This is a genomic window from Pantoea sp. QMID4 (assembly GCF_030270445.1).
GTDB classification, from domain to species: Bacteria; Pseudomonadota; Gammaproteobacteria; order Enterobacterales; family Enterobacteriaceae; genus Pantoea; species Pantoea vagans.
In genome coordinates this window covers 463914-485746 of record NZ_BSXL01000001.1, presented here as the reverse complement: position 1 = coordinate 485746, position 21833 = coordinate 463914, and the positions used below count along the sequence as shown (strand labels likewise).

Below are 21833 nucleotides of genomic sequence, written 5' to 3'. Positions count from 1 at the left end.
GTTTTTTAGCATAGCAAAGTCATTTCACGCCTTGAGGAGGATTGTGCTGCGATTAATGCAGGAACAGGCATAATTACCCCGCCCTGACAGATATCCTTATTTCCTTCAACTTCTGCCCGTCAGAGGCGACTACACTCTTTCGTTTGCAGGCTACCCATTTCATGCCTGCGCCTGGGACTATGTCACTGCTGGAGAGCATCAACAATCATGAGCACCCGACATCCTGTTATGAAGAAAACCCTGATCGTGCTGGCCCTGATCGCCGTGAGCGCTGGCGGTTACTACGCCTGGCAGCGCAATGCCCAGCCGCAGAGCAGCAGCCAGTCGGATTCGCCAGCGCCACGTGGCGGCAAAGGTGGGGGTGATGGCACGCGTCGTCCCCTCGCACCGGTTCAGGCGACAACCGCCACCCGCCAGAGCGTGCCGCAATTCCTCAACGGACTGGGAACGGTGACCGCCGCTAACACGACCACGGTGCGCAGTCGGGTCAATGGCGACCTGCTGGCTATCCACTTCACCGAAGGCCAGCAGGTTAGCGCAGGCGATCTGCTGGCAGAAGTCGACCCGCGGCCTTATCAGGTGGCGCTAACCCAGGCTCAGGGCCAGCTGGCGAAAGATCAGGCGACGCTGGCTAATGCCCGTCGCGATCTGGCACGCTTCGAGAAGCTGGCAAAAACCTCGCTGGTGTCGCAACAGGAGCTGGACACTCAACGCTCACTGGTGAGTGAAACGCTTGGCACCCTGAAAGCGGATGAGGGCGGCGTCGCCAGTGCACAGCTTAATCTGACCTACAGCCGGATCACCGCGCCGATTGCTGGCCGGGTCGGGCTGAAACAGGTGGATGTGGGCAACTATGTCACCAGCGGCGACACCACCGGTATCGTGGTGATCACTCAGACGCACCCGATTGATGTGGTTTTTAACCTGGCAGAAAACAGCATCGGTTCGATTCTGCAGGCGCAGAAAAGCGGCCAGCCGTTGCTGGTGGAGGCCTGGGATCGCAGTAATCAGAATCTGATCGCCAGCGGCAAACTGCTGAGCCTCGATAACCAGATTGATGTCACTACGGGCACCATCAAAATCAAAGCGCGTTTTGATAATCAGGACGACACGCTGTTCCCTAACCAGTTCGTCAATGTGCGACTGAAGGTCAACACTCTGCAGGATGCGGTGGTCATTCCGCCTGCCGCATTGCAGATGGGTAATGAAGGCCATTTTGTCTGGGTGGTCAACAGTGACAACAAGGTCAGCAAAAAAAGCGTGATGGCCGGCCTGCAGGATAGTGTAAAAGTGGTGATCAGCGCTGGCCTGGAGGCGGGTGAACGCGTGGTGACTGACGGGCTGGATCGCCTGACCGAAGGTGCGAAAGTTGAGGTGGTCGCGCCGCAGAGCAACGCACCGCGCGCCACCCGCGCGACCCTGCCGTCAAAAGGAGAGCGTGAGTAATGCAGGTCATGCCTCCCGATCACAGTGGCGGGCCGTCACGCCAGTTTATTCTGCGCCCGGTCGCCACCACGCTGTTGATGATTGCGATTCTGCTGGCCGGGATACTGGGCTACCGCTTCCTGCCGGTCTCGGCGCTGCCCGAAGTTGACTATCCGACCATCCAGGTGGTCACGCTCTATCCGGGTGCCAGCCCGGATGTGGTCACCTCCTCAGTCACTGCCCCGCTTGAGCGTCAGTTTGGTCAGATGTCCGGCCTGAAACAGATGGCGTCGCAAAGTTCCGGCGGTGCCTCGGTAGTGACGCTGCAATTTCAGCTGACGCTGCCGCTGGATGTGGCCGAGCAGGAGGTGCAGGCAGCCATTAACTCCGCCACAAACCTGCTGCCCAACGACCTGCCTAATCCGCCGGTCTACAGCAAAGTGAATCCTGCCGATCCGCCGATCATGACGCTGGCCGTCACCACGCGCAGCATGCCGCTGACGCAGGTGCAGGACATGGTGGAGACGCGTGTTGCACAGAAAATCTCTCAGGTCAGCGGCGTCGGGCTGGTGACGCTTTCGGGCGGCCAGCGTCCGGCTGTGCGGGTGAAGATGAATGCGCAGGCGCTGGCGACACTGGGTCTGACCAGCGAAACGGTGCGGACGGCCATCAGCAATGCCAACGTCAATTCTGCCAAAGGCAGCCTGGATGGCCCGACCCGCTCCGTCACCCTGTCAGCCAATGACCAGATGAAATCGGCAGAAGACTATCGCCAGCTGATCATCAGCTATAAAAATGGTGCGCCGGTACGTCTGGGTGATGTGGCGACGATTGAACAGGGAGCAGAAAACAGCTGGCTCGGTGCCTGGGCCAACCGCGATGCGGCGATTGTGCTCAACGTTCAGCGTCAGCCTGGCGCCAATATCATCGCCACGGCGGATAATATCCGTGCCATGTTGCCCGCCCTGACCGCCGCCCTGCCAAAGTCGGTAGACGTTAAACTGCTCACCGACCGCACCACCAATATTCGCGCTTCAGTGAACGACACGCAGTTTGAGCTGATGCTGGCGATGGCGCTGGTCGTGATGATCATCTACCTGTTTTTGCGCAACGTGCCCGCCACGCTGATCCCGGCGGTGGCGGTCCCGCTTTCGCTAATCGGCACCTTTGCGGCGATGTACTTCCTCGGCTTTTCAATTAATAACCTGACGCTGATGGCGCTGACCATCGCCACCGGCTTTGTGGTCGATGATGCCATCGTGGTGATTGAAAACATCTCACGCTATATCGAGAAAGGGGAAAAACCGCTGACCGCCGCGCTGAAAGGGGCCGGAGAAATTGGCTTCACCATCATCTCCCTTACCTTCTCGCTGATTGCGGTGCTGATTCCGCTGCTGTTTATGGGCGACGTGATTGGCCGCCTGTTCCGTGAATTTGCCGTCACGCTGGCGGTGGCGATTCTGATTTCAGCGGTGGTGTCACTGACCCTGACGCCAATGATGTGCGCCAGAATGCTGAGCGCGGAGTCGCTACGTAAACAGAACCGCTTTTCGCGGGCCAGTGAAGCGATGTTTGATCGTATCATCGCCCTCTACGGTCGTGGCCTGAGCCGGGTGCTGAATCATCCCTGGCTGACGCTGTCGGTAGCGCTGGGCACCCTGGTCCTGACACTGCTGCTGTGGATGGTGATCCCGAAAGGCTTTTTCCCGCAGCAGGACAACAGCATTATTCAGGGTACGCTGCAGGCCCCGCAATCGGTCTCCTACGCCAGTATGGCGCAGCGCACCCGCGATGTTGCCTCCATCATCATGAAAGATCCGGCGGTTGAGAGCATGACCTCGTTTGTCGGCGTGGATGGCACCAATGCTTCGCTGAACAGCGCGCGGCTGCAGATCAACCTCAAGTCGCTGGATCAGCGCGACGACCGCATTCCTGCTATACAGCAGCGCCTGCAACAACAGGTCAGTGAGGTGCCGGGCGTGCAGCTGTGGCTGCAGGCGGTGCAGGATCTCACCATTGATACCCAGGCGAGCCGCACACCGTACCAGTTCACGCTGCAATCGGGTTCACTGTCGTCGCTCAGCACCTGGGTTCCGGCCCTGCTGACCCGGCTCGGCACCCTGCCACAGCTGCGCGATGTCAGCAGTGACTGGCAGGATCAGGGGCTGGAAGCCTATGTCAACGTGGACCGCGACAGTGCCAGCCGCCTCGGCATCAGCATGGCAGACGTCGATAACGCGCTGTATAACGCCTTTGGGCAGCGACTGATCTCCACCATCTATACCCAGGCGAATCAGTATCGTGTGGTGCTGGAGCAGGATAATAACGCCACGCCAGGGCTGGCGAGTCTGGATGCGATTCGCCTGAACAGCAGCAGCGGCGGCGGCGTGCCGCTGAGCGCCATTGCCCGCATCGAGCAGCGCCACACGCCGCTGAGTATTAACCATCTCGACCAGTTCCCGTCGGCGACCTTCTCGTTTAACGTGGCTGAAGGCTATTCGCTGGAAGATGCGGTAAAAGCCGTGTCACAGGCGGAAGCGCAGCTTGGCATGCCCGCCGAACTGATGACTCAGTTCCAGGGCAGCACGCTGGCCTTTGAGGCGGCGCTCAGCAGCACGGTCTGGCTGATTGTGGCGGCCATTGTGGCGATGTACATCGTGCTGGGCGTGCTTTATGAGAGCTTTATTCACCCGATCACTATTCTCTCGACGCTGCCCACCGCGGGTGTCGGCGCGCTGCTGGCGCTGATGCTCAGCGGCAATGAGCTGGATATCGTGGCGATTATCGGCATCATCCTGCTCATCGGCATCGTGAAAAAGAACGCCATCATGATGATCGACTTTGCGCTGGCGGCGGAGCGTGAACAGGGTATGAAGCCGGCAGATGCCATCTATCAGGCCTGCCTGCTGCGTTTCCGCCCGATTCTGATGACCACGCTGGCGGCCCTGCTTGGCGCGCTGCCGCTGATGCTCAGCACCGGTGTAGGTGCCGAGCTGCGTCATCCGCTGGGTATTGCCATGGTCGGCGGGTTGATTCTGAGTCAGGTACTGACGCTGTTCACCACGCCGGTGATCTACCTGCTGTTTGATCGGCTGGCGCATGCCACCCGTCGCCGCTTTGGCCGCACGGAGGCCGCAGAGTGAAGTTCTTTGCCCTGTTCATCCACCGGCCCGTTGCGACGACCCTGCTGACACTGGCCATCGCTCTGGCGGGTATGCTGGGTTTCCGGCTGCTGCCGGTTGCCCCCCTGCCGCAGGTCGATTTTCCGGTGATCGTCATCTCGGCGTCACTGCCGGGTGCCTCACCGGAGATTATGGCGTCGTCGGTGGCCACGCCGCTGGAGCGCTCGCTGGGACGCATCGCGGGCGTCAGTGAAATGACCTCCACCAGTTCGCTGGGCAGCACCCGCATCATTCTGGTGTTCGATTTTGATCGCGATATTAACGGCGCGGCGCGCGATGTGCAGGCCGCGATCAATGCAGCGCAGAGCCTGCTGCCCACCGGCATGCCGTCGCGTCCCACTTATCGCAAAGTGAACCCTTCGGATGCGCCAATTATGATCATGACGCTGACCTCGGATACCTTCAATCCCGGTCAGCTCTATGATTATGCCTCGACCCAGCTTGCACAAAAGCTGTCACAGATCGAGGGTGTGGGCGACGTCACCGTGGGCGGCAGTTCGTTGCCTGCGGTGCGTGTGGCGCTGAATCCGCAGGCTCTGTTTAATCAGGGCGTGTCGCTGGATGCGGTGCGCACCGCGATCTCGAACGCCAACCAGCGCCGACCGCAGGGCGCACTGGACGACGCGCAGCAGCGCTGGCAGTTGCGTACCAATGACGCGCTGCAGACCGCCCGTGAGTATCAGCCGCTGGTGGTGCACTACAACAACGGTGCAGCGGTGAAGCTGTCAGACGTGGCGACCGTCGAGGATTCAGTGCAGGACGTGCGTAACGCCGGGATGTCGCGCGGTAAACCGGCGGTGCTGCTGTTGATCCGCAAAACCCCTGAAGCCAACGTTATTGATACGGTTGACCGGATCCGTGCCGAAATGCCGCTGCTGCATGAGGTGATCCCCGCCGCCATCGATCTGCAGATTGCTCAGGATCGCTCGCCCACCATTCGCGCCTCGCTGCATGAAGTGGAACAGTCTCTGTTAATCGCCGTAGCGCTGGTGATTCTGGTGGTGTTTGTTTTCCTGCGCTCCGGTCGTGCCACGCTGATCCCCGCCGTCGCCGTGCCGGTTTCGCTGATCGGCACTTTTGCCGCGATGTACCTGTGCGGCTTCAGCCTGAATAACCTGTCGCTGATGGCGCTGACCATCGCCACCGGCTTTGTGGTGGATGATGCGATCGTGGTGCTGGAGAACATTGCCCGCCACGTCGAAGCGGGCATGAAACCGCTGGCCGCCGCGCTGAAAGGGGTACGGGAAGTCGGCTTTACCGTGCTGTCGATGAGCCTGTCGCTGGTTGCCGTGTTCCTGCCGCTGCTGATGATCGGCGGGCTGATTGGCCGTTTCTTCTCTGAGTTTGCCATTACGCTGTCGGTGTCGATCGTTATCTCACTGTTTATTTCCATTACCCTGACACCGATGATGTGCGCGTATCTGCTGAAGCCGCACGGGCCGCGCAGCCAGCCACGCCGGCGCGGTGCGGGCCGGCTTCTGATGGCGATTCAGCAGGGGTATGGTCGTTCGCTGAATGGGGTACTGAACCATGCTCGCTGGGTCATGCTGCTGTTTTTCGCCACCATCTTCCTGACCGGCTGGCTGTTTGTTCATATCCCAAAAACCTTTATGCCGGAACAGGATACCGGGCGGCTCTCCGGCTTTATCTCTGCCGACCAAAGCATTTCGTTTCAGGCAATGCGCAGTAAGCTGCAGGATTTTATGGAGATTGTTGGTGCCGATCCCGCTGTTGACAGCGTAGTGGGCTTTACCGGTGGTATGCGTACCAACAGCGGCTCAATGTTTATCTCCCTGAAACCGCTGTCAGAACGCAAAGAGAGTGCCGTGGAGATCATCGCGCGGCTGCGCACAAAGCTGGCAAAAGAGCCAGGTGCCAGCCTCTACCTGAATGCGGTGCAGGATCTGCGGGTCGGTGGCCGGGAGTCGAATGCCGGTTATCAATATTCACTACTGTCGGACGATCTCGCCGCCCTGCGGACGTGGGAGCCGAAAATCCGCGAGGCGTTCTCTGCCCTGCCGCAGCTGGCGGACGTGAACTCCGATCAGCAGGATAAAGGCAGCGAGATGGCGCTGACCTATGACCGCGAAAGCATGGCGCGGCTCGGTATCGACGTCTCTCAGGCCAATGCCCTGCTGAATAACGCCTTTGGTCAGCGTCAGATCTCTACCATCTATCAGCCGCTTAACCAGTACAAAGTGGTGATGGAGGTCGATCCACGCTACACCCAGGATATCAGCGCCCTGTCGCAGATGTTTGTCATTAACAGCGAAGGCAAAGCGATACCGCTGTCGTGGTTCGCCCACTGGCAGCCAGCGAATGCGCCACTGTCGGTCAATCATGAAGGGCTGTCGGCGGCGTCGACCATCTCGTTCAACCTGCCAGAGGGTGTGTCGCTGTCACAGGCGTCGGAAGCGATTGAACGCACCATGACGGCGATCGGCGTGCCATCCAGCGTGCGTGGCAGCTTTGCCGGAACCGCGCAGGTCTTTCAGCAGTCGCAGAGCAGCCAGCTCTGGCTGATGCTGGCGGCGATAGCGGCGGTCTATATCGTGCTGGGGATCCTCTATGAGAGCTATGTGCATCCGCTGACCATTCTCTCAACCCTGCCCTCGGCAGGTGTGGGGGCGCTGCTGGCGCTGGAACTGTTCGATACCCCCTTCAGCCTCATCGCGCTAATCGGGATTCTGCTGCTGATCGGCATCGTGAAAAAGAACGCCATCATGATGGTCGACTTTGCGCTGGAGGCCGAACGCAACGGCCAGCTCAGCGCGCGTGAGGCGATATTCCAGGCCTGCCTGTTACGCTTCCGGCCCATTATGATGACCACGCTGGCGGCGCTGTTTGGTGCGCTGCCACTGGTGCTGAGCAGCGGCGACGGTGCGGAACTGCGCCAGCCGCTGGGAATGACCATCGCGGGCGGCCTGGTGATGAGTCAGCTGCTGACGCTCTACACCACGCCGGTGGTCTACTTGATGATGGATAAGCTGCGGCGCAGAAAACGCCCGCTGGCAGCCGCGCAGCAACCGTAATGGGTCTGGCGGCGACCGACGGCGGATGTGACGCCTTAACCGGGGGGATTGATGACTACGCAAAACACTAACGTCCGCTGGCAACTGTGGATTGTTGCCATTGGTTTTTTTATGCAGACGCTTGATACCACCATCGTCAATACCGCGATCCCGTCTATGGCACATGACCTGGGCGTCAGCCCGCTGCACATGCACTCGGTGATCGTCTATTACGTGCTGACGGTGGCCGTGATGCTGCCGGTCAGCGGCTGGCTGGCGGATCGCTTTGGCGTGCGCAATATCTTCTTCTGCGCGATTGTGCTGTTCAGCCTGGGTTCGCTGCTGTGTGCCCTGTCCGGCACGCTGGGTCAGCTGGTGCTGTCGCGCGTGGTTCAGGGGATTGGCGGGGCCATGATGGTGCCGGTAGGTCGCCTGACGGTGATGAAAATCGTGCCGCGCGAGCAGTATATGTCCGCCATGACCTTTGTGACCCTGCCCGGCCAGATCGGCCCACTGCTGGGTCCGGCGCTGGGCGGTGTGCTGGTGGAGTACGCCAGCTGGCACTGGATCTTTCTGATTAATATCCCGGTCGGCATTGCAGGGGCTATCGCCACCCTGATGCTGATGCCCAATTACAGCATGCAGACGCGCCGCTTTGATTTCGGTGGTTTTATCCTGCTGGCCACCGGGATGGCAGCCCTGACACTGGCGCTGGATGGTCAGCGCAGCAGCGGCGGTTCGCCGTTGCTGCTGGGTGCCATGATCCTCACTGGCATGTTTTCTCTGCTGTTTTACCTGATGCATGCGCGCGGCAATGATAACGCCCTGTTCAGTCTGAAGCTGTTTGATAATCGCATTTACTCTCTTGGCCTGCTCGGCAGTTTTACCGGCCGCATCGGCAGTGGCATGCTGCCCTTTATGACGCCAATCTTTCTGCAGCTCGGCATGGGCTACAGCCCGTTTCACGCCGGTCTGATGATGATTCCGATGGTGCTGGGCAATATGGGAATGAAGCGCATTGTGGTGCACATCGTCAATCTCTATGGCTACCGTAATGTGCTGGTGATGTCGACCATAGCGCTGGCGCTGGTGGTCCTGCTGTTCCCGCTGGTGGCGTTCATGGGCTGGGTCTGCCTGCTGCCGCTGGTGCTGTTTCTGCAGGGCATGGTCAACGCCATTCGCTTCTCTTCAATGAATACCCTGACGCAGAAGGAGTTGCCCGATGAGCTGGCCTCCAGCGGCAACAGTCTGCTGTCGATGATTATGCAGCTGTCGATGAGTATTGGCGTCACCGTGGCCGGGCTGCTGCTGGGCGCGTTTGCCCAGGAGAGCGCGGCAAACAGCGCAGCGGAGCACCAGATGTTTATTTATACCTACCTTTGCATGTCGCTGATTATCATCCTGCCCGCGCTGGTGTTCTGGCGCGTCCCGCCACAGGTGAGTACCAACGTTGATCTGCGACGCCGGAGAAAAAAATGAGAGTTAACCTGCGCCTGGGCATCGGGGCCAAACTGTTTATGGCGATTTTCGCCACCTGCATGCTGGTGCTGATCACCATGCACTGGGGCGTTCGCCTCAGTTTCGAACACGGCTTTGTCGACTACATTAAGCGCGGCAACGAGCAACGGTTAAATCTGCTCAGCGATGCACTGGCCGATCAGTATGAGCAGCATGGGAACTGGGATTTTCTGCGCCACAACGATCGTCTGGTCTTTACCATGCTGCGTTCGCTGGAGCAGAATCCCGACAGCAACAGCCAGCTGCCGCCACACGGCTGGCGCACCCAGTTCTGGATCCTCGATCAGCAATATAAAGTGATGGTCGGACCGCGTGCGCCGGTACCCCCGGAGGGGACGCGCCGCAACATTACCACCAGCACCGGCAAAGTGGTCGGCTGGGTCATCGGTTCGCCACCGGAGCGGTTGACGCGCAGTACCGATATTAACTTTGATCAACAGCAGCGGCGCACCAGCTGGATTATCGTGGGGCTGTCAACGCTGCTGGCGGCGCTGGCGACCTGGCTGATGGCGCGAGGTCTGCTGGCACCGGTTAAGCGGCTGGTCGATGGCACACATCATCTGGCGGCTGGTAATTTTGCTACCCGCGTTGAGGTCAGCAGCCGGGATGAGCTGGGCCAGCTGGCCGGTGATTTTAACCTGCTGGCCAGCTCGCTGGAGAAAAACGAAAGCATGCGCCGCGCCTTTATGGCTGATATCTCCCATGAGCTGCGCACGCCGCTGGCGATCCTGCGCGGTGAACTGGAAGCGATGCAGGATGGCGTACGCAAACTGACGCCGATTGCTATCGCCTCGCTGCAAAGTGAAGTCGTGGTGCTGACCAAGCTGGTCGAAGACCTGCATCAGCTGTCGCTGTCGGACGTGGGTGCCCTCGCCTACCGCAAGCAGGCGACCGATCTGGTGCAGCTGCTGGAAGTGACCGCCGGCAGCTTTGCCGAACGTTATCGCGCGCACGGCCTGACGCTGAAGCTGAATCTGCCCGACAACGCTCCTTTCTTCGGCGATCCCGACCGCCTGATTCAGCTGTTTACCAACCTGCTTGAGAACAGCCTGCGCTACACCGACAGCGGTGGACGGGTTGAAGTGACGCTGAAGTATGAAGCCCCCCACTGGCACATTGAGTTTGATGACAGCGCACCCGGCGTTGACAGAGAAAATCAGGTGCAGATTTTTGAGCGCTTTTTCCGCACCGAAGGCTCTCGCAATCGCGCCAGCGGCGGCTCGGGCCTGGGCCTGGCCATCTGTAAAAATATCGCTCACGCGCACGGCGGCGATATTCATGCGGCGCACTCTGATTTAGGTGGACTGAAAATCGCGCTACACTTGCGCTATGTTCCCCCTGTTTAGACGCTTATGAGCCATGAAAACCACGACCCGCTGATTCTGGTGGTCGAAGATGAGCCGAAACTGGCGCAGCTGATGATCGATTATCTGCACGCCTCGAACTACCGTACCCATCACATCGCCGACGGCAATGCGGTGCTGGAGTATGTGCGCCAGACGCCACCCGACCTGATGCTGCTGGATTTAATGCTGCCGGGCACCGACGGCTTAACGCTGTGCCGCGAAATCCGTCGTCATTCCGAACTGCCGATTATTATGGTCACCGCCCGCACCGAGGAGATTGATCGGCTGCTGGGGCTGGAGCTGGGCGCGGATGACTACATCTGCAAACCCTTCAGCCCGCGTGAAGTGGTGGCGCGGGTGAAAACGATTCTGCGTCGGGTCAGACGTTCAGCGGAAGAGCCGCAAAGCGCTTCGTTACTGCGGGTTGATGAGAGCCGCTTCTTTGCCAGCTGGCGCGAAAAGCCGCTGGATCTTACCCCGGCGGAGTTCCGGCTGCTGAAAACCCTGTCGCTGGAGCCGGGCAAAGTCTTTTCACGCGAACAGCTGCTCAACCATCTCTATGATGACTATCGCGTGGTCACGGATCGCACCATCGACAGCCATATCAAGAATCTGCGGCGCAAACTGGAGATTCTTGACAGCGAGCAACCTTTTATACGTGCCGTCTACGGCATGGGCTATCGCTGGGAAGCCGACGCCTGTCATTTGATCTAGTTTGATCCCGATCAATTTACTTCCCTTTTCCCTCTGCCTACAATTCCGCACCTTTTGCAGGGCTTAACAGCCCTGCCGCAGTCGCTTAAGGCGGCATACTGACCTGACATCAGTGAGAACATCATGAAACCCGAACTGCTTTCCCCCGCCGGCACGCTGAAAAACATGCGTTATGCCTTTGCTTATGGCGCCGATGCTGTCTATGCCGGCCAGCCACGCTACAGCCTGCGGGTGCGTAACAACGAATTTACCCACGAGAACCTCGCGCTGGGCATCAACGAAGCGCACGCGCTGGGCAAAAAATTCTACGTGGTGGTGAACATTGCGCCACACAACGCCAAGCTTAAAACCTTTATTCGTGACTTAACGCCGGTGGTAGCGATGCAGCCTGACGCGCTGATCATGTCCGATCCCGGCCTGATCATGCTGGTGCGTGAGGCTTTCCCGACGATGCCGATTCACCTGTCGGTGCAGGCCAATGCGGTCAACTGGGCCACGGTAAAATTCTGGCAGCAGATGGGGCTGAGCCGGGTGATTCTGTCACGCGAGCTGTCACTGGAGGAGATCGCTGAGATCCGCCAGCATGTGCCGGAGATGGAGCTGGAAGTGTTTGTTCATGGCGCGCTCTGTATGGCCTATTCCGGTCGCTGTCTGCTGTCGGGCTATATGAACAAACGCGATCCGAATCAGGGCACCTGCACCAATGCCTGTCGCTGGGAGTATAAAGTGGCAGAAGGCCAGCAGGATGACGTGGGGAATATTGTCGGCATTCATGAGCCCATCCCGGTACAGGATGTGACGCCCACGCTGGGCATCGGTCAGCCCACTGACAAGGTATTTCTGCTGGAAGAGAAGATGAAACCCGGCGAGGTGATGAGCGCGTTCGAAGATGAACACGGCACTTACATCATGAACTCGCGGGATCTGCGCGCAGTGGCACACGTGGAGCGGCTCAGCGGGATGGGCGTGCATTCGCTGAAAATTGAAGGACGCACCAAGTCCTATTACTACTGCGCCCGCACCGCTCAGGTCTATCGCCGGGCGATTGACGATGCTGCGGCCGGTAAGCCGTTTGATCCCTCACTGCTGCTAACGCTGGAAGGCCTGGCCCATCGCGGCTATACCGAAGGTTTCCTGCGCCGCCATACCCATGACAGCTATCAGAATTATCAGCAGGGCTTTTCGGTCTCGGATCGCCAGCAGTTTGTCGGTGAATTTACTGGCGAGCGTCGGGGCGAATGGGCGGAAGTGGCCGTGAAGAACAAGTTTATGCTGCACGACAGCGTGGAGATCATGACGCCTGAAGGCAACCTGAATGGCCAGCTGGATGCGCTGCAGAATGCGCGTGGCGAACCCACTGAGGTTGCACCCGGCGATGGCCATCGCGTCTGGCTGCGGGTGCCGGAAGAGGTCGATCTGCGTTTTGCGCTGCTGCTGCGCAATTTTGATCACGGCGAAGATACCCGTGATCCTCATAATCGTTTACCAACGGAAACAATTTGAGGAAATCAGAACAGGATCACAGACCCCTGCGCAGCGCTGCTTTATAGTCCCGCCTGCTGCTAACGAGTAACAACAAACGGCAGATTTACCAGGAACCACCTCATTTACCCGCCCGGCTCCCCCGTGCGGGTTTTCTTTTTTCTCTCTTTCGCCAATAATTTACTGCTGGCAGCTGTGCTATACATTCCCTTCTTATTCTGTAGATCTTCAAGGAACGCAAATGGACAATAAACCGCTTACGCTGCTCATCCTGAATGGGAAAGGCGCGGGTAATGATGATCTGCGCGAAGCCATTACCACCCTGCGTGAAGAAGGCTTCAACATTGCGGTGCGTGTGACGTTCGAAAAAGGCGATGGCGACAGGTACGTCAGAGAGGCGATCGCGCTGCAGGCGGAGACCGTCGTAGCCGGTGGCGGCGATGGCACGATCAATGAGGTTGCCACTGCGCTGGTGGCATCAGATGCCGATCATCGCCCGGTGCTGGGTATCCTGCCACTGGGAACCGCCAACGACTTTGCCACCAGCGTCGGTATTCCGGAAGAGATGGAACCGGCACTGCGACTGGCGATTCAGGGCAAAGCGCATGCCATCGATCTGGCCAGAGTGAACCAGAGCCACTACTTCATCAATATGGCGACGGGCGGATTTGGCACCCGCATCACCACAGAAACACCGGAAAAGCTGAAGTCGGCGCTGGGCGGTGTCTCCTACTTTATTCACGGCCTGATGCGCATGGATACGCTGAAACCCGATACCTGCGAGATCAGCGGTCCCGATTTCGCCTGGCAGGGTGATGCGCTGGTTATCGGTATTGGTAACGGGCGTCAGGCGGGCGGCGGTCAGCGCTTATGCCCGGGTGCACTGATCAACGATGGCCGGCTTGACGTCAGTATTGTTACCGCGCAGGAGCTGCTGCCGACACTGCTGCACTCCCTGACCGGCGACGATGACAATCCCGGCATCGTCACCACACAGCTGGAGTCGCTGACGATTCGCTCTCCGCACGAGATGACCTTTAACCTTGATGGTGAACCGCTCTCCGGACGCGAATTCGTGATTGAGGTGATGGCGGGCGCGCTCAGCTGTCGCCTGCCGCCGCAGTGTGAACTCCTTTCCTGAGCATGATTCAGGGGGCGAAAGCCCCTTCAGATTACTGACAAACTCACAGCTGAACGAATTTAGCAGCAACGCATTAGCTTAAAGCGTAGGAAACACGGGCAGAGGAGGAAAGCGTCCCGCGTCAGGGACGACGCGGGCCGAGCATGCCAGGGATGGCGGCTTTTGCGACTTTCCGATCTGACTGTGTTCCCTTCGTCGGCTGGGTCTTACAGCCAGCAGGGGCAGACGCTGTCAATAATCTTAAGAGGGCAAAAGCCCCTTTTTCACACTGGCCGCCCGTCGTTTTACTACCACGCCGCCCTTTTGTCGCCAAATAATTCGCCAGTTCATTACCCTATTTTGCCCCAGAAAACAGTCTGTGACTGGCTTCACAACTCTGTCAGACTAGCTTGTATGGTAGTATTAAATCGCGTACTTTTTCGTCATTGAACGCTGACTGATAGGCAACCAGGATGAAAATTGTTAAGGCGGAAGTATTCGTAACCTGCGCAGGCAGAAACTTTGTCACCGTGAAGATCACCACCGATCAGGGGCTGACCGGCGTGGGTGATGCCACGCTGAATGGCCGCGAACTGCCGGTCGCCTCCTACCTGAAAGATCACATCTGTCCGCAGCTGATTGGCCGCGATGCGCATCAGATCGAAGACATCTGGCAATACTTCTATAAAGGCGCTTACTGGCGTCGTGGCCCGGTTACCATGTCTGCGATCTCGGCCGTCGATATGGCGCTGTGGGATATCAAAGGTAAAGCCGCCAACATGCCGCTCTACCAGCTGCTGGGCGGCGCTTCACGCACCGGCGTGATGGTTTATTGCCACACCACCGGCCACTCCATCGAGGAAGTGATGGATGACTATGCGAAGCACAAAGAGCTGGGGTTCAAAGCGATCCGTGCGCAGTGCGGCGTACCAGGCATGAAAACCACCTACGGCATGGCAAAAGGTAAAGGCCTGGCCTACGAACCTGCGACCAAAGGTAACTGGCCGGAAGAGCAGCTCTGGTCAACCGAGAAATACCTCGATTTCACGCCAAAGTTGTTTGAGGCGATCCGCGACACGTTTGGTTTCGATGAGCATCTGCTGCATGACATGCACCATCGCCTGACGCCGATTGAAGCGGCACGTTTCGGCAAGAGCGTGGAAGATTATCGTCTGTTCTGGATGGAAGATCCGACGCCTGCTGAGAATCAGGAATGCTTCCGTCTGATTCGCCAGCACACCGTCACGCCGATTGCGGTAGGCGAAGTGTTCAATAGCATCTGGGATTGTAAGCAGCTGATTGAAGAGCAGCTGATCGACTATATCCGCACCACTATCACCCACGCGGGCGGCATTACCGGGATGCGTCGTATCGCTGATTTTGCGTCACTCTATCAGGTGCGTACCGGCTCGCACGGTCCTTCGGATCTCTCCCCGGTCTGCATGGCGGCTGCGCTGCACTTTGACCTCTGGGTACCGAACTTCGGCGTGCAGGAGTACATGGGCTTCTCGGAACAGATGATGGAGCTGTTTGATGCTAACTGGACCTTTGACCAGGGCTACATGCATCCGGGCGACAAGCCGGGCCTCGGCATTGAATTCAACGAGAAACTGGCGGCGAAATATCCCTATGAACCTGCCTATCTGCCGGTCGCCCGTCTTGAAGATGGCACCCTGTGGAACTGGTAAGGAGAACCCCATGAAAAGTGTCGTGATTGAACAGCCAGGTGAACTGGTATTAGCTGAACGTCCACTGCCACAACCCGCGGCGGGCGAAGTCCGGGTTAAAGTGGCCTATGCCAGCATCTGTGGCTCTGACGTGCATATCTGGCACGGTCATAACCCGTTCGCGAAATATCCGCGAGTGATTGGCCATGAATTTTTTGGCGTGATCGATGCGGTGGGTGACGGTGTCGACGCGGCACGACTGGGCCAGCGCGTCGCAGTCGATCCGGTGGTAAGCTGTGGGCACTGCTATCCCTGCTCGGTAGGCCGTCCAAATGTCTGTACCACCCTGCAGGTGATTGGCGTGCACCGCGACGGCGGCTTCAGCGAGTATGCGCTGGCCCCGGCTAAAAATGCCTGGCACCTGCCGGACGCGATTCCCGATAAGCTCGCCAGCCTGATCGAGCCTTTCACTATCGCAGCCAACATTACGGCATTTCTCAAACCGCAGCCGGGTGATGTGGCGCTCATTTATGGTGCCGGTCCGATGGGGCTCACCGCCATTCAGGTGCTGAAGGGCGTCTATCAGGTGAAAACGGTGATGGTGGTGGATCGCCTGCCGGAACGTCTGGCGCTGGCTGAGCAGAGCGGTGCCGATCAATTATTCGATAACAGCGAAATCCCGTTAGCGGCTCAGCTTGAGGGCGTGCAGCCCACGCTGATTATCGACGCGGCCTGCCATCCTGCCATTCTGGCAGAAGCCGCCGCCCTCGCCTCCCCGGCCGCGCGCATCGGTCTGCTGGGCTTCTCCGGCGAATCGTGCAGCATTACCCAGCAAAGCCTGACCAGCAAAGAGCTGTCGCTGTTTACCTCACGTCTTAACAGCAACCGCTTCCCGCAGGTAATTGAATGGATGGAAAAAGGGTTAATCCAGCCAGAGAAGCTGGTTACCCACTACTTCCCGCTGCAGGAGATTGAACGCGCGATGACCCTGTTCGAAAAAGATCCGCGCACCTGCTGCAAAGTGGTCCTTCAGATGGGTTAATGCCCGCTGAACACCAGGTGTCCTCTGCCGGTGTGTACCCGCCGGCATAATTAAAACGATAAAACAGATCACGGAGTTTGTATGTTCAAGAATCTGCGCTGGACCCTCGTTTTGCTGCTGTTCCTGGTTTACATGATCAATTACCTCGATCGTGTTGCCCTGTCGCTGACCGTGCCGCTGGTTGAGAAAGATCTGGCGATTAATGCTGAGCAGTTCGGCATGATCTTCGGCAGCTTCTTCTTCGGCTACGCCCTGTTTAACTTTGTCGGTGGCCTCGCCACTGACCGATATGGCCCCAAAATCGTGCTGGCCGTGGCCGTAGGTGCCTGGTCCATTTTCTGCGGTATGACCGCGCTGGCTACCGGCTTCTGGTCGCTACTGATCCTGCGGGTGCTGTTCGGCATGGCTGAAGGCCCGATCTGCTCTTCGGCTAACAAAGCGATTAATGGCTGGTTCCCGAAGAAACAGGCCGCCACGGCGATGGGCCTGCTCAGTGCCGGATCACCGCTGGGCGGCGCGGTAGCCGGACCGATCATTGGCTATCTGGCGCTGGCCTACGGCTGGCGTCCGGCCTTTGTGATCGTCTGCTGTATCGGCCTGGTATGGATGGCGTTCTGGCTCTTCTTTGCCGCCGATAATCCGGTGAAGAGCAAACTTGTCACCGAAAAAGAGCGTCTGCTGATTGATCGCCTGAAAGCTACCAGCCCGAATGATGAGGTCGACCTGTCTGAGACACCGCATTCGTTTGGCTACTATCTGCGCCAGCCGATTATCCTGGTCACGGCGTTTGCCTTCTTCTGCTACAACTACATCCTGTTCTTCTTCCTGAGCTGGTTCCCGGCCTATCTGGTGCAGGCGCACGGCCTGGATATCAAATCAATGAGCATCACCACCATGATCCCGTGGATCGTCGGTTTCGTTGGCCTGGCGCTGGGTGGCTGGATCTCTGACAGAATCTTCAATATCACCGGCAAACTGTTGTTGTCCCGCAAAATTGTGCTGGTGGTCTCACTGCTGGCAGCCGCGATTTGTGTGGCACTGGCGGGTACGATAAAAGAGGTGGTTCCCGCCGTGATGATGATGTCGGTGTCCATTTTCTTTCTCTACATCACTGGCGCGATCTACTGGGCGATTATTCAGGACGTGGTGCACAAGAGCCGTATTGGCAGCATCAGCGGCTTTATCCATCTGGTTGGGAGCCTCTCCGGCATCATCGGGCCGATCGTCACCGGCTTTATTGTTCAGCACACCGGTAAGTTCGATAGCGCCTTTATCCTGGCGGGTTGTGTCGCCGCGCTGGGGGCTTTCCTGGTGCTGTTTGTGATTCGCAGTCCAAAACCTGAGGATAAACCGGTTTCGGTCTGAGTGTTGTTCTGCTAACAGAATGATGATTTTGGGGCGCTTTGCGCCCCGTTTGCCATAAGGACGGACTATGTTACAGATTGATCGCCTGCCCGCTGAGGTCCGGCGCCCCGCTTACGACCGCAGCCAGTTGAAAACCCGCATGGTGCATATCGGTTTTGGTGCGTTTCATCGTGCCCATCAGGCACTCTGCAGCGATAAGCTGGCTGAACAGGGCAGCGACTGGGGATACTGCGAAGTAAACCTCAACAACGGCGCGCTGATTCAGGCCCTGCGTGAGCAGCATCTGCTCTATACCCTGACAGAGATGGCTGACGATTCCCTGCATACCCGGGTGATTGGTGTCATCACCCAGGCGCTGCACGGCAAAAGTGACGGTATTGAGGTGGTGATTAACGCCATGAGTCAGCCTGAAGTGGCGATTGTCTCCATGACCGTCACTGAAAAAGGCTACTGCCATCAGCCCGCCAGTGGCAATTTAAATCCCGCTCATCCCGATATCGTCCATGATCTGCAGCATCCGGATGCGCCGCGCTCGCTACCGGGTCTGATTCTGGCCGCGATTCGCCGCCGCCGTGACCAGGGGTTACCTGCCTTCAGCGTGATGTCCTGTGACAACATGCCGGAAAATGGTCACGTCACCCGCAACGTGATTGTGCAACTGGCCCGGCAACAGGATCCGGAACTGGCAGAGTACATTCAGCAGCACATGACTTTCCCCTCAACCATGGTGGATCGCATCGTCCCGGCGATGACCGATGCGGCGTTTGCGGCCCTGAGCGCGCGGCTGGGTTCAAGCGACCCGGTTGCGGTTGAAGCGGAACCCTTCTTCCAGTGGGTGATTGAAGATAACTTCGTCAATGGCCGTCCGGCGTGGGAAAACGCGGGCGCAGAACTGGTCAGTGATGTCCTGCCCTACGAAGAGATGAAACTGCGCATGCTGAATGGCAGCCACTCTTTCCTGGCATACCTCGGCTTCCTGGCGGGTTATGAGTACATCAGCGATTGCATGGCCGATCCCCATTTCCGTGCCGCCGCCCGTTCCCTGATGATCGATGAGCAGGCACCCACATTGCGCACCCATGGCGTGGATCTCAATGCCTATGCCGACTCGCTAATCGCCCGTTATGAAAATCGTGCGATTAAACATCGCACCGGACAGATTGCCACTGACGGCACACAGAAACTGCCACAGCGTCTGCTCGATAGCCTGCGCTGGCACCTGCAGCGCGACAGTGACTGCGATTTGCTGCTGCTGGGCGTAGCGGGCTGGATGCGTTATGTCGGCGGTGTTGATGAACAGGGCCAGCTGATTGAAATCCGTGATCCGATGAAAGCGCAGCTCGCAGAGTGCGTTGCCGCCAGCGAAGAGGGTGAGGCTCGCGTACGGGCATTACTCGGCATCCGCGAAGTATTCGGCGAGGATCTGGCACAGAAGGGTGACGTGGTCGCCCGGCTGACTGCCTGGTATCAGCAACTCACCACCCAGGGCGCACGAGCGACAGTGCATCAGTACCTGAACCGCAGCTAATGCTGCGGTCACAAAGCACTGGCGCCGACGCAGTACCCTGATTAGACTGACACTTTCCCATCGCGCTGGCCTATGCCAGCCGTAATATGGATATTGCTGCATGTCGATCGCCTATACCATTACTACCAGCGAACCGGTAAATCAGCAGATTTACCGTTATCTGCGCAAAGATATTGTCACCTGCGCCATTCAGCCAGGTTCGCTGCTCTCTGAAAAAGAGGTCTCCGCACGCTTCAACGTTTCGCGCCAGCCGGTGCGTGAAGCGTTCATTAAGCTGGCTGAAGCCGGACTGGTACAGGTATTGCCGCAGCGCGGCACCTTCGTGCGCAAAATCTCCGCTAAGCGTGTCGCGGATGGCCGTTTTATCCGTGAGGCGGTGGAAGTGTCGGTAGTGCGGCGGGCAGCGGTGGAGATTGACGATCCCGCCCTGATGGCGCTGGAACATAATCTGCAGTTGCAGCGCATGGCCGCCGGGCGGCATGACAGCCAGGCTTTCCTCACTCTGGACGATGAGTTTCATCGCCTGATCGCTGAAAGCATTGACTGCAAGCTCGCCTGGGAGACGGTGGAAAACATCAAAGCGGCCATGGACCGGGTGCGGTTTCTGACGCTGAGTGAAGTCTCACCACCGGAGAGGCTGATTGAGCAACATGAAGAGATTTATGCTGCGCTTCGGCGCCATGATGCCGATGCCGCCGAAGCGGCGATGCGTCGTCACCTGCAGGAGATGATCTTCTCAATTACCCCGATTGCCGAGCGCAACAGCGCCTGGTTCGAAGCGCCCTGAAACTGCCCGCACCGCCTGAAAACCAGGTCGATGCGGGCCTTCGCCTTCACCACCATTGATGAAAATGGTGCACCGGTCCAATCCCCTTCCCGACCTCCAGCAAATCCGCCTGTAACAGCGCCTGCTGCAACCAGCTTTTGGCTTCCCCAATTGTCTCTGCCCAGTCAGCATGGCGCGGACGTAACGCGGCTATGGCGGCCGACAGCGTGCAGCCGGTGCCATGGGTATGACGGGTATGCACGCGTGGCGTGCTGAATCGCTGTTCCACTGAGTGTGTAATCAGCCAGTCCGGACTCTCCGTCGCAGCCAGATGACCGCCCTTCATCAGCACCGCCTGACAGCCGAGTGCCAGCAAGGCCCGCCCCTGCTCGCGCATCTCCGCCTCATCGGTGGCGATAGCGCAATCCAGCAACGCCGCCGCTTCCGGCAGATTTGGCGTGATGAGCGATACCTGCGGTAGTAACCGCTCCCGTATGCTGGCCACAGCGTCTGGTGAGAGCAGCGCATCGCCACTTTTCGCAACCATCACCGTATCCAGCACTACGAACGGGATCTCAGCACGCCTCAGCCGGTCAGCAACTTGTTCCACAATGGCCGTTTCAGACAGCATGCCGATTTTTGCGCTGTCGACGCGTACGTCATTCAGCACCGAATCGAGCTGGGCGGCCACAAAGTTTGGTTCAATGCGATAAACCGACTGCACGCCCTGGGTGTTCTGCGCCACCAGCGCGGTAATCACACTGGTGCCATAAGCGCCCAGCGCGGAGAAGGTTTTCAGATCGGCCTGAATGCCTGCGCCGCCGCTGGGATCGGTACCGGCAATCGTCAGAGCGTTAATGCGCTTCATACTCCACCTCCAGCGTCCAGAGTGCATCAATAAATGCTGTGGCAAAGCTGGCCGGCCCGGCTGCCTGCGCCGCCGCCTTTCCCCCCGCCCGTGCCATGACCTGACAGGCTGCCGCAACGTTCATCAGCCGATCGCCTGGCAGAGCACTGAATCCCGCCACTACAGCAGAAAGTGCGCAGCCGGTCCCGACCACGCGTGTCATTAACGGGCTTCCACCGGTTATGGCGAGGATTCGCTGACCGTCGGTGGCATAGTCAACTTCGCCGGTGACAATGACCAGCGAGTGCCAGGTCTCAGCGAGTTGCTGTGCCGCATCAAGTGCTGCATCCGCCTGATGCAGCGTATCGACACCGCGTCCGCCGCTGGCCTGCTGTGCCAGCGCCAGAATTTCTGACGCATTACCGCGAATCACTGCCGGTTGCTGGCTGAGCAGTTGATGACAGAAGTCACTGCGCAGCGTCAGCGCGCCGACGGCGACCGGATCGAGTGTCCAGGGGGTACCCGCCTCGCAGGCGGCGGTGACGGCAGCCTGCATCGCCTGCTGACGCTCGCGGGTTAAGGTGCCGACGTTAATCAGCAACGCATCGGCAAAGCGGCTGAACTGTGCCGCTTCGTCAGCATCAATCACCATTGCCGGTGAGGCGTTGAGTGCCAGCAGGACGTTGGCAGTGAAGTTCTGGACCACGTCATTGGTCATGCAGTGCACCAGCGGTGACTGACGGCGGAAAGTGTGCAGAACGGGCACGAAGTGCGCGGCGGAAAGGTGTTGAGATTGATGTGTCATCGTAGCTCCCAACCG

General features: G+C 58.6%; 15 protein-coding genes. 13 read left to right on the top strand and 2 right to left on the bottom strand.

What is annotated here, in order from left to right; translation table 11 throughout:
• The first annotated feature begins 207 nt into the window (after positions 1 to 207).
• The 13 genes from QSK07_RS02140 to QSK07_RS02080 all read left to right on the top strand — a co-directional run bounded on the left by QSK07_RS02140 (position 208) and on the right by QSK07_RS02080 (position 20187).
• Complete coding sequence (locus QSK07_RS02140; protein WP_285720322.1) at positions 208 to 1446, top strand: MdtA/MuxA family multidrug efflux RND transporter periplasmic adaptor subunit; 1239 nt, start codon at positions 208 to 210, stop codon at positions 1444 to 1446.
• Positions 1446 to 4568: an MdtB/MuxB family multidrug efflux RND transporter permease subunit gene (locus tag QSK07_RS02135; RefSeq protein WP_285720321.1), complete on the top strand. Its 3123-nt coding sequence runs from the start codon at positions 1446 to 1448 to the stop codon at positions 4566 to 4568. The genes QSK07_RS02140 and QSK07_RS02135 overlap by 1 nt, the downstream gene beginning before the upstream one ends.
• Entirely contained in the window at positions 4565 to 7639 is a 3075-nt protein-coding gene (mdtC, locus tag QSK07_RS02130; protein WP_275220858.1) for a multidrug efflux RND transporter permease subunit MdtC, read from the top strand. The genes QSK07_RS02135 and mdtC overlap by 4 nt, the downstream gene beginning before the upstream one ends.
• A gap of 51 nt (positions 7640 to 7690) precedes the next feature.
• Entirely contained in the window at positions 7691 to 9097 is a 1407-nt protein-coding gene (gene mdtD, locus QSK07_RS02125) for a multidrug transporter subunit MdtD (protein WP_285720320.1), read from the top strand.
• Positions 9094 to 10482 carry an envelope stress sensor histidine kinase BaeS gene (baeS, locus tag QSK07_RS02120; RefSeq protein WP_275220859.1) on the top strand — a complete coding sequence of 463 codons (1389 nt, stop codon included), beginning with the start codon at positions 9094 to 9096 and terminating at the stop codon, positions 10480 to 10482. Before mdtD ends, baeS begins: the two co-directional genes overlap by 4 nt.
• A gap of 6 nt (positions 10483 to 10488) precedes the next feature.
• On the top strand, positions 10489 to 11196 hold the full coding sequence (gene baeR / locus QSK07_RS02115; protein WP_285720319.1) for an envelope stress response regulator BaeR: 708 nt from the start codon (positions 10489 to 10491) through the stop codon (positions 11194 to 11196).
• 120 nt (positions 11197 to 11316) lie between these two features.
• Positions 11317 to 12699: a prephenate-dependent tRNA uridine(34) hydroxylase TrhP gene (gene trhP / locus QSK07_RS02110; protein ID WP_285720595.1), complete on the top strand. Its 1383-nt coding sequence runs from the start codon at positions 11317 to 11319 to the stop codon at positions 12697 to 12699.
• Between the two features lie 220 nt (positions 12700 to 12919).
• Complete coding sequence (yegS, locus tag QSK07_RS02105) at positions 12920 to 13819, top strand: lipid kinase YegS (RefSeq protein WP_285720318.1); 900 nt, start codon at positions 12920 to 12922, stop codon at positions 13817 to 13819.
• Positions 13820 to 14271: 452 nt separating this feature from the next.
• A complete protein-coding gene (gene manD / locus QSK07_RS02100) occupies positions 14272 to 15486 on the top strand; it encodes a D-mannonate dehydratase ManD (RefSeq protein ID WP_285720317.1) in 1215 nt (404 codons plus the stop codon).
• A 10-nt stretch (positions 15487 to 15496) separates the two neighbouring features.
• Positions 15497 to 16507: a Zn-dependent oxidoreductase gene (locus QSK07_RS02095; protein ID WP_285720316.1), complete on the top strand. Its 1011-nt coding sequence runs from the start codon at positions 15497 to 15499 to the stop codon at positions 16505 to 16507.
• Between the two features lie 81 nt (positions 16508 to 16588).
• The gene (locus QSK07_RS02090) at positions 16589 to 17872 is read left to right on the top strand and encodes an MFS transporter (protein ID WP_285720315.1); all 1284 of its coding nucleotides are present in this window, start codon (positions 16589 to 16591) and stop codon (positions 17870 to 17872) included.
• Between the two features lie 67 nt (positions 17873 to 17939).
• Positions 17940 to 19400 carry a mannitol dehydrogenase family protein gene (locus QSK07_RS02085; protein ID WP_285720314.1) on the top strand — a complete coding sequence of 487 codons (1461 nt, stop codon included), beginning with the start codon at positions 17940 to 17942 and terminating at the stop codon, positions 19398 to 19400.
• Between the two features lie 100 nt (positions 19401 to 19500).
• Entirely contained in the window at positions 19501 to 20187 is a 687-nt protein-coding gene (locus QSK07_RS02080) for a GntR family transcriptional regulator (protein ID WP_285720313.1), read from the top strand.
• Positions 20188 to 20233: 46 nt separating this feature from the next.
• Here the strand turns inward: QSK07_RS02080 and thiD are convergent, their stop codons facing one another.
• Positions 20234 to 21034, bottom strand: coding sequence for a bifunctional hydroxymethylpyrimidine kinase/phosphomethylpyrimidine kinase (thiD, locus tag QSK07_RS02075; RefSeq protein WP_285720312.1), 801 nt, complete (start codon positions 21032 to 21034; stop codon positions 20234 to 20236).
• Complete coding sequence (thiM, locus tag QSK07_RS02070) at positions 21021 to 21818, bottom strand: hydroxyethylthiazole kinase (protein ID WP_098053153.1); 798 nt, start codon at positions 21816 to 21818, stop codon at positions 21021 to 21023. Before thiM ends, thiD begins: the two co-directional genes overlap by 14 nt.
• Between the last annotated feature and the right edge of the window lie 15 nt (positions 21819 to 21833).